Below are 13,838 nucleotides of genomic sequence, written 5' to 3' on the forward strand. Positions count from 1 at the left end.
ATCTCACGCGATGCCCAAAGACCGCAAGACCTGCACGTCCTCGAAGCGGCCGAAAACCGGCACGACCAGACGGGACCTGCCGCGACGGACGAGTCCCGACCCGGTCGCACGCTCGGCGATCACGGGCACGTCCTCGAAGGCAGATCGAGGCGAGTCGGGACTGCTCCAAGCCTACGAAGCGAAACGGAATTTTACCCGGAGCCCCGAGCCGAAAGGAACGACGCGCGCAGGCACGGACCGTCGCTTCTGCATCCAGAAACACGATGCGCGGCGCCTCCACTACGATCTCCGGCTCGAACTCGATGGTGTGCTGAAGAGCTGGGCGGTCACTCGGGGCCCGAGCCTCGTGCCGGGCGAGAAGCGCCTTGCAATCCATACCGAGGATCATCCGCTCGAATATCTGGCTTTCGAGGGCGTGATCCCCAAGGGGGAATATGGCGGCGGCACGATGATCGTCTGGGATCGCGGCTGCTGGGAGCCCATCGGGGATCCGCGCGAGGGTTACGCGAAGGGCCATCTCGAATTCTCGCTCCACGGCGAGCGTCTCAAAGGCCGCTGGCATCTCGTCCGAATGCGACCGCGTCCGCACGACAAGAAGGAGCAATGGCTGCTCCTGAAGGCCGATGATCGTTTCGCGCGAGCAGCGGGGCAGGTCGAGATCACTGCGGAGGAAACCACCTCTGTGATCTCCGGGCGGACAAACGATGACCTAGCGAAGGCGGGTGACGTTCGCGGAGACCATGCCGCGCGCGCAAAGGTCGCGCAAGGCAGGCACAAATCCGGACCGGCTCCGGCTCGAGCGACTGGTGCGCGAAAGGGCTTCCTCCCAATATTTCTCGAACCGAGCCTTGCGATGCTGGTCGAGACGGCGCCAGCGGGCTCCGGATGGATCCACGAGATCAAGTTTGACGGATACCGCCTGCAGACTCGGATCGACGGAAGGTCGATCAAGCTCCTGACGCGCAAGGGCCTCGACTGGACCGAAAAATTCCTGCCGATCGCGAAGGCTTTTCTGGATCTGAAACTCGCATCGGCCATCATCGACGGCGAAGTGGTTGTCGAGGACGCGGCCGGTGTCTCGAGCTTTGCGGAGTTGCAGGCCGATCTGAAGACCGGGCGCACGGACCGCCTCGTGTACTATGCGTTCGACCTTCTCTATTGTGACGGGCAGGATCTCACGCAGACGCCGCTCATTGAGCGCAAGACGTTGCTGGCAGGCCTCCTCGATGACGTCCCGGCAGATGGCCCGATCCGATTCAGCAGCCACATCGAGGGAGATGGTGAGGTCATGATCCGCCATGCCTGCCGGCTCGGACTCGAGGGTGTCGTGTCCAAGCGAAAGGACAAGCCGTATTTCGCCGGACGCGGGCGGCATTGGCTGAAGATGAAATGCACGCAGCGTCACGAATTCGTCGTAGCCGGCTACGTGCCCTCCACAACATCGCAAAAGGCCATCGGCTCGCTCGTGATGGCGGCTTACGACGATGGCGAGGTCGTGCATGTCGGTCGGGTCGGAACGGGATTCACGGGCGCGCTGGCCGGCAGCTTATGGGCCAACCTCGAGGCGCTCCGGCGGCCTGCCCCGCCATTCGCGCGTCGACTATCGGCCGAAGCCGCCCGTGGTGTACGCTGGGTGGAGCCAATGCTCGTCGCGGAGGTGGAGATCAGAGGCTGGACTTCGGACGGGCTCATTCGCCACGCTTCGTTCAAGGGCCTGCGGGAAGACAAGGACCCGAAGGACGTCGCCGGGGAATTTCCCGCCCTAGCTATGCGGAGTGCCGAGAGCATGCCAGAACGCGAGTTCCACCTCACCCATCCCGACAGGGTCTTCTGGCCCGATATCGGCCTCACCAAGCAGGGACTCGCGGAATATTACGCAGATGTCTGGAACCACATTCTGCCGCACGTTGTCCGGCGCCCTCTCGCCCTGGTGCGCTGTCCGTCCGGGACCGGCACGACTTGCTTCTTCCAGAAGCATTCCTGGCAGGGCATGGCGAAGGACATCAGGCGCAAGACCGTCCGTGGAGAAGAGCTTCTGTTCATCGAGGAACTCGAGGGTCTGATCGCGCTCGTCCAGTCCGGCGTTCTCGAGATCCATCCCTGGGGCTCGACGATCGACGCGATCGAGAAGCCGGACCGCATCATCATGGACCTCGACCCCGCCGAGGACATCCCCTGGACCGCTCTGATCAAAGCCGCACGCGAGGTGCGGGAGCGATTGCGGGCTGCCGGTCTCGAGAGCTTCGTGAAGACCACGGGAGGCAAGGGCCTCCATGTCGTCGCTCCGCTCAAACCCAAAGCGGGTTGGGACGAGGTGAAGGATTTCACGCAGGAACTCGCCGCCGGAATGGCGAAAGACGATCCCGACCGCTACATCGCGACGATGTCGAAGCAGGCTCGCGCCGGGCGGATCTTCGTGGACTATTTGCGCAACGGCCGCGGCGCCACTGCCGTTGCGGCCTACTCGACCCGCGCGCGCCCCGGAGCCACTGTCTCGACGCCCCTCGCCTGGGACGAGCTCTCGCCGTCGATCCATCCGAGCCATTTCACGATCGCGAATCTTCCGACGCGTCTCGCCCATTTGCGCGAGGATCCATGGCCGAATCTACGCGAAATCGATCAGGGGCTTCCATCCGCGACATCGGGCCGGAAAAAGCGGTAGAGCCGACGCTCCGATCTCCCGGTGGAAATTCCCCTCCTTGCAAGACGCTTCCCTGGCCCAGTCCTTCTTTGCTCGAGATCCCGTCGCAGTTGCGCGCGCCTTGCTCGGCGCGACGCTTCTGGTCGACGAGGTCGGCGGGATCATCGTCGAAACGGAGGCCTATTGCCGAACCGGCCTCGCACAGCTTCTCTGGCCCGACGGCCCGAAATGCCCAGATGTTCGGCGAGCCCGGCCGCGCCTATGTCTACCGCTCCTACGGGATTCATTGGTGCCTCAACTTCGTCTGCGAGCCCGGGGCGGCGGTTCTGATCAGGGCGCTCGAGCCGACGACCGGGATCGGCCGGATGCGCGCACGGCGTGGGCTCGACGAACTCGCGCTCCTGTGCTCCGGGCCAGGCCGGCTGTGCCAAGCGCTCGGCGTGACCAGCGCCCACAACGGGCTGAGCCTCGACAAGCCGCCTTTCCGGATATCCTCGGGCGGCCCGGTCGAGATCGCTGCCGGCCCGCGGATCGGGATCACGCGAGCGGCAGAGATCCCCTGGCGGTTCGGGATCAAGGACTCACGATTCCTCAGCCGCCGGATTCCCGGCACGCCTCCGGGAAGGAGTAGGCGCACGGGTGCAACCCCGGCGTGAGAAGGACAGCCGCGGTTCGGTTCCGGGTTCAACTTTCAGTCGGATTGCTCGTAGTTGCGAGTCGCGGGCGAGGTGAACCATCCGTCGACGGGTAGATTGCTTCACTGCGTTCGCAATGACGGAGAGGGCGTGAGAGCGGGAAGAGCACTGCCGGATACGGAACGAAGCGCCAGACCCACCACCGTCATTGCGAGCCGAAGGCGCGATGCACCACCCTTTCCGCTGCCTCTTCGTCTTTGCGAGCCGCAGGCGAAGCAATCTACCCGTCGACGGAGGCCACACCTCCTTGAGGAGCTTTCAGACCCGGATAAGCTACAGCCGAGGATATCGAGCCTCATTTGAGCCGAACTGCCGATATCGCGACAAAGGAAGGACGAGGTCATGTCATTTGGAGCCACGGACGCACTCGTCGTTGTCGACGTCCAGAACGATTTCTGCGACGGCGGCGCCCTGGCGGTGCCGAATGGGAGCGAAGTCGTTCCTTTGATCAACCGGCTGATGCCTCTGTTCCAGACCGTCGTGCTCACGCAGGACTGGCACCCGGACGATCATCGCTCCTTTGCAGCCCATCACCCGGGCATGGAACCCTTCTCGACGATCGACATGCCGTACGGACCTCAGGTTCTGTGGCCCCGGCATTGTGTGCAGGGTTCACCAGGCGCCGAATTTCATCCCGACCTCGAGGCGTTTCGCGCGCAGATAATCATCCGCAAGGGCTTCCGTCCTGGGATCGACAGCTATTCCGCATTTCGCGAGAACGACAAACAGACTCCAACGGGCCTGAACGGCTATCTTCAGGAGCGCGGAATTCAGCGCGTGTTTCTCGTCGGTCTCGCCCTCGATTTCTGCGTCGGCTTCTCGGCACTGGATGCCCGTTCGGCCGAACTCGATGCTATCGTTGTCGGGGATGCCTGTCGCGCGATCGATCTCAACCGATCACACGCGATCATGATGGACCGATTCGCGGAGGCTGGAGTCGACGTGCGCCGCTCGCACGAGATCGGGCGGTAGCTCTGATCGATGGTGCACTTCTTGTTCAGGGTGGCGCCGCCACCCTCACCCGCCCCTTCGGGCGGCCTCTCGCGTCGAGGGAGAGGTGAAGCGGCGTCTGGGTGAGGGAGAACACTCAACCCAAATCACGATAGCGCACACCCCATCACGCAGCCCGCAATCTCCTGAGAAATTCGTCGAGCGAATGCACGAGCGTTTGTGATTGCTCCTGCAGCAGATTCGACGCGTTCAGCGAGGCAGAGGCCGCGGATGAGGTCGTCGTTGCCGTTCCGCTCACGCGCTCGATGTTTCTCGAGACCTCCTGGGTGCCGAGGGCTGCCTGTTGCACGTTACGGGCGATCTCGCGGGCGGCAGCTTGCTGTTCTTCAACGGCGGCCGCGATCGATGCCGAAATCGCATCGATGTCGCGCACGGTTCCGCTGATCTCCTGGATGGCCGCAACTGCGTGGCTCGTCGTCGACTGCATTCCCGCGATCTGGCTGGAAATCGTCTCCGTTGCCTTCGCGGTCTGGTTTGCAAGCTCCTTCACCTCCTGAGCCACGACAGCGAATCCGCGGCCGGCATCACCGGCCCGGGCGGCCTCGATCGTCGCATTGAGAGCCAGGAGGTTCGTCTGTGCGGCGACGGAATTGATGAGCTGCACCACCTCGCCGATCTTCTGCGCGGAAATCGATAGCTCCTCGACCGTCGCATTCGTGCGTTGCGCTACGTCCGTCGCACGCCGCGCTACGCTGGCGGCGCGGTCGATCTGGGCGGCAACCTCCGCGAAGGACGCGGAGAGCTCGTCGGTGGCAGCCGCGACCGTTTGCACGTTCGATGCCGCCTGATGCGACGCCGCTGCAACAGCATTGGCCTGCTCGGTCGTCGATGCGACGGAATGCGACAGGGTCTGAGCGGCGCCTGCGGTTTCTTCAGCCGCGGTGCACACTTCACCCGCCACCAGCTTGAGGTTTGCCTCCACCTGATCGGCCAATCCGAGAAGATCCTGTCGGCGCTGATGATCGATCCGAGCCTGGGCCTGTTCCTGCTCGGCCTTCAGCCGGGCCATCTCGCGCGCATTGTCTCGGAATACCTCGACTGCCCGTGCCATCCGGCCGATCTCATCGCTCCGTGCGGCGCCTGCAACTTCGACCTCATTGTCGCCCTCGGCCAAGGTCTTCATCGTCTCGGTCATTACGCTGATCGGGCGCAGAACGCCACGAAGCAGAAAGAGGCAGAGGCCGAGACCGACGAGGCCAGAAATCGTGGCGGCCGTCCGATTGACCCAGTTCGTCAGACTCGCGAGCATCCCGGCCCGTTGTGCGACCTCGCTTGCTGCGAGTTCGACACTTTTGCTGGCGGCGTTCATGGCAAAGCCGAGCACCTCGTACTGCCAGACGAACTCGGGCAGGGCCCGTTCTGCATCCCGCGTGCTCTCGAACGCCATATTCACTATGTGTGCGGCGGCCTTGCCATAGGCGGCAATTGGCGCTTCGAGATCCGAGAGCGCGGCTCTGATCTCCGGGTTCAGATCGAGAGCCTTGTTCCCCTCGATCGCCCGCCGGAGCTGTTCGAGATGCTTGTTCAGGTCGGCCTCGACGCTCTCCCGCAGCGTCGGTTCGACGCGTCCGGCATGGAGCGCGCGGTAGACATCACCCTTGAGCGCTGCGTGCATGACATCCGCGCTGCTCTGGTTGCTCGTGGCACGGGCCAGAATGACATTCTGCGCGATGCTTTCAGTCAGGACGGCATTGCTCCAAAGGCTGCTGACCCCCGACCCAACTCCCGTTACCAGCAATAACCCGGTAATCAGAACAAACTTCGCCCGCAATGAACGCATCGAGTCACCCCCGCTCCTCGAATCGCTCATACCAAGTGGAGGTTAAACATTTCTCAGGAGCCGGAGCGGCTCTGACTGCTGCCGGGCCGTGGGCTGGTGGGCCCGGTCCTCTTCAGAAGAGGCTTCTTACACTGCAGAAGAACTCGATGAGATCAGAACGGAATTGACATACCCCCATACCGGTTATCGCTGATCTATGCTCGCGATCTACTCAGAATTACATTCTGCGAGATCCTTGACTGAATTTCCGAGTTCACCCCGACCTAGGCCATAGTTCCTGGATCGCCGCGCCATCCTGCGCAATTTCCTCTTGGTTAACCATTTTCTCCGCATCAAGGGAACACTCGCCCCATGGACAAGTTATCTCGCAAGCCCTACATGAGGGCCGTTCGCCGAGGAGCGGCGACACCGTTCTTCCCTAATTACGAGAGCATTTGAGTGCGCTATCGAGCGAGGCCGTCGTTCACGGTCGAGATCAAGCGAGCCGGCAAGCGGCTACCGTCTACCCCAGAATCGAAGCCACAGCCGAGACCGGTGCTGTTCGACTGGACAGCGGCGGCGCAAAGCGTGGGAGTTGCTCCCCCTCCTGCTCCGGAGCCAAAGCCCGCCTCGTCCGAGGAGCGGACGGATCAGCTTCGGAGCGCTCCTCAGGCCGCGCCGCTTCGCATCCTTCCCGACCTCACGCTCCCTGATCCCGTCGACCTGCTGAAGCGTGAGGAGGAGGAGCGTCGAGCCGCCCTCCGCAAAGCCAGGCGCGAAACCAGCGTGCCCCGCCGCAGGAGATCCAAGCCCGAGGCGCCGCGTCAGGAGCCCGTCGCGCCGGCTACCGGTAGCCTGAACGTTCCGGACCAGATTGTGTCCCCGCCAGCGGCCTTCGTTTCCGAGGCGAGGCCCGCGACAGGCCATGTCACCCTCTCGCCAGCGCGTTCGGATGCGGTCATGCACCAGCGCAAGAAAGCAAAACGGCGGGCCTACCAAGCGCTCTGCCGCAAGGCGAAGCGCCAGAATCTGCCGCTGCCTCCCCTGCGCGCAGGTGAGCGGTGGAAGCGCCGACTGCCGCTGGTCTGCCGGTAAGTTCGCCGTTCAGCGAAACGATTTCCAGCTCGGCGCCTCAATAGGGGCGCCGAGCCACGGAACTATTGCTTCAGGATGAAACGCGCACGAGCGTCTTGCCGAAGTTGTGGCCCTTCAGCATTCCGATGAAGGCCTCGGGGGCTCGCTCGAGCCCCTCCGTGACATCTTCCTTGTAGCGAATCTGACCGGCGCGAAGCCACGCACCGACGTCTCTCACGAACTCGTCTCTTTGCGTGGCGAAGTCCCGGACGATGAAGCCACGGAGCGTCAGACGCTTGGTCAGAATCGCGCGCATCAGCTGCGGTGTACGGTCGGGCCCCTCCGGCAGCGACGTGGCGTTGTATTGTGCGACGAGCCCGCAGACCGGCACGCGGGCAAACTCATTCAGCAGCGGAAAGACGGCATCCCACACGGCTCCGCCGACATTCTCGAAGTAGATGTCGATTCCCTGCGGACACGCCCTTTCGAGCTGCGCCGCGAAATCCGGAGCCCGATGGTCGATCGTCGCATCGAAGCCGAGATCCTCGCGCAGATAGCGGCATTTCTCCGGGCCGCCCGCAATTCCGACCGTATGGCAACCCTTGAGGCGGGCGATCTGACCAACAAGGGATCCCACCGGCCCTGCAGCGGCTGCGACCACCAGGGTCTCTCCCGGTTTCGGCTGTCCGATATTCAGAAGGCCGGTATAGGCCGTCATCCCTGGCATTCCGAGAATCCCGAGCGCGGTGCTGACCGGCGCAACGTCGGGGTCGAGCCTCCGCAAGCCCTTTCCGTCGGAGACCGCATAGTCCTGCCAGCCTGAATGGCTCAGCACCAACGCGCCGATGGAGAAATCCGGGTTCTCGGATGCAACGACCTCGCTGACCGTGCCACCCTCCATGACGTCACCGACCTCCACGGGTGTGGCATAGGATTTCGCTGCGCTCATGCGGCCGCGCATATAGGGATCCAGGGAGAGCCAGCGCGTTCGCAGCAGAACCTGTCCCGGCCCGATTGAGGGAACCGGGGCCGTCTCGAGCCGGAAGTTCCCTGGCGTCGGCTCACCCTCGGGGCGGGACGCCAGCACGATTCTACGATTCACATCGCTCATGACTCGTTCTCCAGTCGCGAGATATGAGATGGCTGTGGCTCATGTAATATTCGGAGTCGTCGCCGATCACACGGCGGAAAGGCCGCCGTCGAGAGCGATGGCCTGCCCGGTCACGAAGCTGTTCTCGGGGCTGCAGAGCCACAGCATGCCCTGCACGATCTCCTCCGGTTCACCGAGACGACGCATCGGAATCGAGGAGACGATTCGGCCGATGGCATCATCCGGCGTGCCCCACATTGCGTCGGTGAAACCGGCAACCATGTCGGTTCGCGTGAAGGCCGGACAGATCGCGTTGACGCGAACACCGCGCCGCGCCGTTTCCGCTGCTGCGCTCCTGGTTAGCCCGACGACCGCGTGTTTCGAAGCCGCATAGGCGGACAGGAGCGGTGCGCCGACGAGCCCTGCGACGGAAGCAACGTTGAGAATGACGCCGGTTCGTCCAGCCTCGGCAAAGCCGCGCTCCATGGCCGGGATCTGATGCTTGAGGCCGTAGAAGATGCCCATGACGTTGACCATGAGCATCCGCTCCAGCGTTGCGCCTTCGAGCTCGGCCAAGCGCTGAAAGGGATGAGCCACGCCGGCATTGTTAATGGTGATGTCGAGGCGCCCGAATGCGGACAGCGCTGCCTCCACGAGTGCAACCGCAGTCGCCTCCTGCGAAATGTCGCCCGGCATGGCCTCAACGGAATGGCCACCCTCGTGCAAACCACCCGCGACCGCCTCAAGCCCTTCGGCATCGATGTCGCCGAGGACGAGGTTCGCTCCCTCCGCCGCGAAGCGCTCGGCCGCCACGCGCCCAAGTCCGCGCGCCGCGCCCGTCACGATGACGGTCATGCCACTGAAACGCCGCTCCATCGCCGGTCCTCGATCCACCTCGGCCGAGCCCATGCGCGCTTGTGTGCGTGAATCGACTCGAGCCAACTGCCAGCATTCGTTACACCCGATACCATGATCGGGCGAAGCGAAGGCACACATGAGGCCGTGGCAAAGCCTCTTTTCCGTCCGACTCGCAGTGCCGCAGCTTTATCTCAATCCTCGCCAGCGAGGAGACGGGAGCGCGTCAGGAAGCGCCGTTCACGGCCGTTGTCGAGGGAGAACATGCCGCCGCGCCCCGGCACCACATCCAGAATCAGCCGTGTGTGTCGCCAAGCCTCGAACTGGGCTTCGCTGATATAGACGGGAACATCGCCGATCCTGCCGAGCAGGACATCCCGATCTCCAACGATGAACTCCGCTTGCCGGTAGCACATCGGAGAAGAGCCGTCACAGCATCCTCCGGACTGATGAAAGAGGATCGGGCCGTGTTCGGCCTTGATCTCTTCGATCAAGGCCAATGCTGCCGGCGTTGCCTCGACACGCAAGGGTTCGGACATGATCGCCCTCCAGCAAGTGGCGCGGGCCCTGGGCCTGGGACCCGCGCCGTAGCACCTCAGAAGAATCCGAGCTTCTTGGGGCTGTAGCTGACCAACATGTTCTTCGTCTGCTGGTAGTGGTCGAGCATCATGCGATGGGTCTCGCGGCCGATGCCCGACTGCTTGTAACCGCCGAATGCCGCATGTGCCGGATAGGCGTGGTAGCAGTTGGTCCAGACTCGCCCGGCCTTGATGGCCCGACCGAAGCGGTAGCATCGATTGACGTCACGGCTCCAGACGCCGGCGCCCAGCCCATAGAGCGTGTCGTTGGCGATGCTCAGCGCCTCGTCGTCATTCTTGAAAGTCGTGACCGAGACCACCGGACCGAAGATCTCCTCCTGGAACACACGCATCTTGTTGTGGCCGCGCAAGACGGTCGGCTTCACATAGTAGCCTCCCGCGAGATCGCCCGGCAGATTGCTGCGCTCGCCCCCGGCGAGGACTTCTGCGCCTTCCTGTCGACCGATGTCGAAGTAGCTCAGGATTTTTTCGAGCTGTTCGGAGGACGCCTGCGCCCCGATCATCGTGGCAGGATCGAGCGGATCGCCCTGGACGATGGCCCGCACCCGGGCGAGCGCCCGCTCCATGAAGCGATCGTAGATATCCTCGTGGATGAGGGCGCGGCTCGGGCAGGTGCAGACCTCGCCCTGGTTGAGGGCGAACATCACGAAGCCTTCGATCGCCTTGTCGAAGTAATCGTCGTCCTCGACCACAACATCCTTGAAGAAGATGTTGGGCGACTTGCCGCCAAGCTCCAGCGTGACCGGGATCAGGTTCTGGCTGGCATATTGCATGATCAGCCGCCCCGTCGTGGTCTCGCCGGTGAAGGCGATCTTCGCGATGCGCGGGCTGGAGGCTAGCGGCTTGCCGGCCTCGAGGCCGAAGCCGTTGACGATGTTGAGAACGCCGGGCGGCAATAGATCACCGATCAGCTCGGCCCAGATCAGGATCGAGGCTGGCGTCTGCTCCGCCGGCTTGATCACCACGCAATTGCCGGCGGCCAGTGCCGGGGCCAGCTTCCAGCAGGCCATCAGAAGCGGGAAATTCCACGGGATGATCTGGCCGACGACCCCGAGCGGTTCGTGGAAGTGGTAAGCGACAGTGTCGTGGTCGATCTCCGAGAGGCTACCTTCCTGAGCACGGATGCAGCCTGCAAAATACCGGAAATGGTCGATCGCCAAGGGCAGGTCCGCGGCCGTCGTTTCACGGATCGGCTTCCCGTTGTCCCAAGTTTCGGCCTCGGCGAGAATCTCGAGATTCTCCTCCATGTGCTGGGCGATGGCGTTCAGGATGATCGCCCGTTCGGCTGGGCTCGTACGGCCCCAGCTGTCCTTGGCGGCATGGGCGGCATCGAGCGCGCGCTCGACATCGGTAGCATCCGATCGCGCGATTTCGCAGAGCAGCTGGCCGTTGACCGGAGAGCGGTTGTCGAAATAGCGGCCCGATGCGGGCTCGACCCAACGACCTCCGATGAAGTTTTCGTAGCGGGCCTTGAACTTCGGCTGGACGGTTCGAAGCAGTTCTGGCTTGTTCATCATTTCCTCCTGAGCACGCCGTAGTGGCGTTGTGCTCAGGATCGCCGTCTCACCCGGATCTTGTCACTGCCCGGCCCAGCGAACCTCGCGGCAAGTGTCTCAGATCTGCGACAGTTCGGCTGGACTGCGTTTTGGGCGCTGCACGCCGAGTTGCTTCATCTTGCGATGCAGCGTGGCACGGCTGATCTGCAGCATGGCCGCGGCCGCCGAGACATTGCCCTTGGCGCGCGCCAGCGCCCGCCTGAGCGCATTGCGCTCAGCATCGGTGAGATCGTCCTCCGTCTCGCCGGCGAGCACCTCCTGTGCCGGCAGCAACGCGGTGATTCTCGCATCCGTAATCCCATAGGTGAGCCGGGCCGTTCGTGTCGCTCCGATGACCAGATCATCGCAATCAAGGGCAAGCAGCCCCGGTGCGCCAGGGGTCTGGCCTTCGACCAGAACGATTCGGGCGCGTGGAAAGGCGCGTCGGAAGTTCAGCGCCTCGATCTGGCGCGCGCTGTCGGCGACCGCGGCCGCGACCAGCCCGATATGATGTTCCATGAGATCGGCCCGGCAGGACGAGACGTCCAGGGCACCGGCGAGTTTTCCCATGTGATCGAAGAGCGGTGCGACGGTGCAACTCAAGTCGGCGTTCCGAGCATGAAAATGCTGGTCCCGATGGATGGTGAGAGGTCTGCTCTCCGCGAGACACGTCCCGATCCCGTTGGTTCCCTCCGCCTCCTCGCTCCACACCGCCCCGGTCCAGAGGCCCCACTGGGAGAAGATCTTGTCATCGGCAGGGGTACCACGACGCTCGACGGGAATGCCGTTTCGATTCGAGAGAATGACGCAGCATCCCGCATCACCCACGGCCTGGAAGAGCCGATCAATCGAGACTTGCGCAGCATGAAGGAGTGGCTCGATGCTTTGGCGTGCATCGCGCAGTTCCCAACCGCTCAAGATGCGCGGAGGCTTGGCTTCCAGGGGATCGAGGTGATAGCGGACGAGCGAGCGTTGCCATGAGGCGGCCACCGCCGACTGTGCGGCCATCGATCCGCCCAGCACTCGCGCGATGCGTGCCGCATGGTCATTTCGGAAATTCGAGGCCATGGACCCTCCTCGCTTTCCTCCCCTGCGTTGGCGATAGTACACCAATAAAGTTGCCGTACACCAGCGAGCTATGGCGGATTTTGGGTGATAAGGCCTATCAGGCGACGTTAAGGAGTGGGGGCCGGGCCAACCCCAAGACCAGCTCATTTAGGCCGCGCCAATCCATCAAATCTTCTGTGCAGGGGTACTAGCCTGGGCTAGAATACCCTCATCTATAATACAGTAGAAGAAAAGTCTGGGTGTCAGATAAGGCGGGCGTGGCTCGCCAGACGACGGAGGTTTCCGTGAAGAAGGAAGCATTGCGGTTGGCCGTTGTATCCGTCCTTGGCGCGATATGGACAGGGATCGCGCTCGGGCTCGCCGTTGGGCCAGTACATGCTCAGGAAACGATCACAGTAGGCGCGATCGCTCAGCTTAGCGGTGCTGCAGCCTTTCTGGGACCCTCCGAGAAGGCCGCCTACGAGATGGCGGTAAAGGAGATCAACGAGAAAGGAGGTGTGCTCGGCAAACAACTGAAGGTCATCGTCGCTGACGACGCGACTGATCCAGCTACTGCAAACAATGTTGCCAAGCGCCTGCTAGGCCAAGACAACGTGGCGGCGCTGTTTGGATCCACAACGAGCGCCTCCCGCGAGGCTATCCTGCAGGTGGTTAAACGAGCCGGTAAGACCTTGTTCTTCTACAACGCAATCTACGAGGGGCATGCCTGTGACCCGCGCATGTTTGTCATGGGTGAGGTGCCGGAAAATCAGATCGCCCCGATCGTGCCGTATCTTCAGGAGACGAAAGGCGGAAACACCTGGTTCTTCGTCGGTAATGACTACAACTGGCCGCAGAATACAGCGACCGTTGCCAAGAAGGTCATTGCCGACAGCAAGGGCAGCCTGGTCGGCGAGACCCTTGTCCCTATCGGAACAACCGACTTCGCGCCGATCCTCCAGAAGATCGCCAGCACGAAGCCCAGGTTTGTCCTCTTGGTGATGTTGCCCTCGGATGCTGTGGCCTTCATGCGACAATTCCATAATCAGGGACTGAACTCCTCAACGATCCCGATTGCCACTCTCGTCGAGCAGAGCGCTATTGAAGCTATGGGCCCAGCGCGGGAAGGATTGCTGATCCCAGCCGGTTTTTTCGAAGATGCCACGCCAGAGGCGAAGGCATTCGGTCAGCGTTACCGGCAAGCGATGGGTGAAAGTGCCCCACGCCAGAACTTTATTTCCATCAACGGCTACGAGTCAGTCCGCATCTGGGCTCTGGCTGCCGACAAGGCGAAGTCGGTCGAAGCCGATGCAGTGGCCAAGGCGCTTCCGACCGTAAGCTTCGAGGGCCCGCGCGGGACAGTCTCCTACTCGGCCAAGACGCACCACGCGACACTCCCAATTTATCTCGCACGCATCAATGCGGACGGGACACCTCAGATCGAGAAGTCATTCGGACCGGTCGATGCCGGCCCACAATGCAACTTCTAGAAGTGATGGAATGCTGACGGCAGCGCAGCCAGCATTCCATCA

At 62.8% G+C, this 13,838-nt stretch carries 10 protein-coding genes and 1 pseudogene; 5 read left to right on the top strand and 6 right to left on the bottom strand.

The annotated features are described in order from the left end of the window. Positions 1-10: 10 nt before the first annotated feature. The 3 genes and pseudogenes from ligD to pncA all read left to right on the top strand — a co-directional run bounded on the left by ligD (position 11) and on the right by pncA (position 4,308). Complete coding sequence (gene ligD, locus BN1233_RS23895) at positions 11-2,662, top strand: DNA ligase D (protein ID WP_082145621.1); 2,652 nt, start codon at positions 11-13, stop codon at positions 2,660-2,662. A gap of 52 nt (positions 2,663-2,714) precedes the next feature. Beyond that, a pseudogene (locus tag BN1233_RS23900) lies at positions 2,715-3,297 on the top strand (DNA-3-methyladenine glycosylase). Positions 3,298-3,678: 381 nt separating this feature from the next. After that, positions 3,679-4,308 carry a bifunctional nicotinamidase/pyrazinamidase gene (gene pncA, locus BN1233_RS23905; protein WP_046866085.1) on the top strand — a complete coding sequence of 210 codons (630 nt, stop codon included), beginning with the start codon at positions 3,679-3,681 and terminating at the stop codon, positions 4,306-4,308. Positions 4,309-4,453: 145 nt separating this feature from the next. On the opposite strand, the gene BN1233_RS23910 is transcribed toward pncA, so the two are convergent. Continuing rightward, positions 4,454-6,127, bottom strand: coding sequence for a methyl-accepting chemotaxis protein (locus BN1233_RS23910; RefSeq protein ID WP_046866086.1), 1,674 nt, complete (start codon positions 6,125-6,127; stop codon positions 4,454-4,456). A gap of 438 nt (positions 6,128-6,565) precedes the next feature. On the opposite strand from BN1233_RS23910, the gene BN1233_RS23915 reads away from it, so the two are divergent. Beyond that, positions 6,566-7,201, top strand: coding sequence for a hypothetical protein (locus BN1233_RS23915; RefSeq protein WP_046866087.1), 636 nt, complete (start codon positions 6,566-6,568; stop codon positions 7,199-7,201). Between the two features lie 70 nt (positions 7,202-7,271). Here the strand turns inward: BN1233_RS23915 and BN1233_RS23920 are convergent, their stop codons facing one another. The 5 genes from BN1233_RS23920 to BN1233_RS23940 form a co-directional block, all read right to left on the bottom strand. Then, on the bottom strand, positions 7,272-8,291 hold the full coding sequence (locus tag BN1233_RS23920) for an NADP-dependent oxidoreductase (protein ID WP_046866088.1): 1,020 nt from the start codon (positions 8,289-8,291) through the stop codon (positions 7,272-7,274). A gap of 66 nt (positions 8,292-8,357) precedes the next feature. Beyond that, positions 8,358-9,146: an SDR family NAD(P)-dependent oxidoreductase gene (locus tag BN1233_RS23925; protein WP_046866089.1), complete on the bottom strand. Its 789-nt coding sequence runs from the start codon at positions 9,144-9,146 to the stop codon at positions 8,358-8,360. A 173-nt stretch (positions 9,147-9,319) separates the two neighbouring features. Further along, on the bottom strand, positions 9,320-9,664 hold the full coding sequence (locus BN1233_RS23930; RefSeq protein WP_046866090.1) for a DUF779 domain-containing protein: 345 nt from the start codon (positions 9,662-9,664) through the stop codon (positions 9,320-9,322). A gap of 56 nt (positions 9,665-9,720) precedes the next feature. Then, entirely contained in the window at positions 9,721-11,238 is a 1,518-nt protein-coding gene (gene adh, locus BN1233_RS23935; protein WP_046866091.1) for an aldehyde dehydrogenase, read from the bottom strand. A gap of 99 nt (positions 11,239-11,337) precedes the next feature. Then, a complete protein-coding gene (locus BN1233_RS23940) occupies positions 11,338-12,327 on the bottom strand; it encodes a GAF domain-containing protein (protein ID WP_046866092.1) in 990 nt (329 codons plus the stop codon). Positions 12,328-12,611: 284 nt separating this feature from the next. Between BN1233_RS23940 and BN1233_RS23945 the strand changes: the two genes are divergently transcribed. Further along, entirely contained in the window at positions 12,612-13,796 is a 1,185-nt protein-coding gene (locus BN1233_RS23945; RefSeq protein ID WP_048708443.1) for a substrate-binding protein, read from the top strand. Positions 13,797-13,838 lie beyond the last annotated feature (42 nt).

This window comes from Microvirga massiliensis (assembly GCF_001006805.1).
Classification (GTDB): Bacteria; Pseudomonadota; Alphaproteobacteria; order Rhizobiales; family Beijerinckiaceae; genus Microvirga; species Microvirga massiliensis.

Coding starts and splice junctions, on each gene's coding strand:
- BN1233_RS23940 (WP_046866092.1), bottom strand. CDS start 12,327: ATGGCCTCGAATTTCCGAAATGACCATGCGGCACGCATCGCGCGAGTG.
- BN1233_RS23910 (WP_046866086.1), bottom strand. CDS start 6,127: ATGCGTTCATTGCGGGCGAAGTTTGTTCTGATTACCGGGTTATTGCTG.
- BN1233_RS23930 (WP_046866090.1), bottom strand. CDS start 9,664: ATGTCCGAACCCTTGCGTGTCGAGGCAACGCCGGCAGCATTGGCCTTG.
- pncA (WP_046866085.1), top strand. CDS start 3,679: ATGTCATTTGGAGCCACGGACGCACTCGTCGTTGTCGACGTCCAGAAC.
- ligD (WP_082145621.1), top strand. CDS start 11: ATGCCCAAAGACCGCAAGACCTGCACGTCCTCGAAGCGGCCGAAAACC.
- BN1233_RS23925 (WP_046866089.1), bottom strand. CDS start 9,146: ATGGAGCGGCGTTTCAGTGGCATGACCGTCATCGTGACGGGCGCGGCG.
- BN1233_RS23920 (WP_046866088.1), bottom strand. CDS start 8,291: ATGAGCGATGTGAATCGTAGAATCGTGCTGGCGTCCCGCCCCGAGGGT.
- adh (WP_046866091.1), bottom strand. CDS start 11,238: ATGAACAAGCCAGAACTGCTTCGAACCGTCCAGCCGAAGTTCAAGGCC.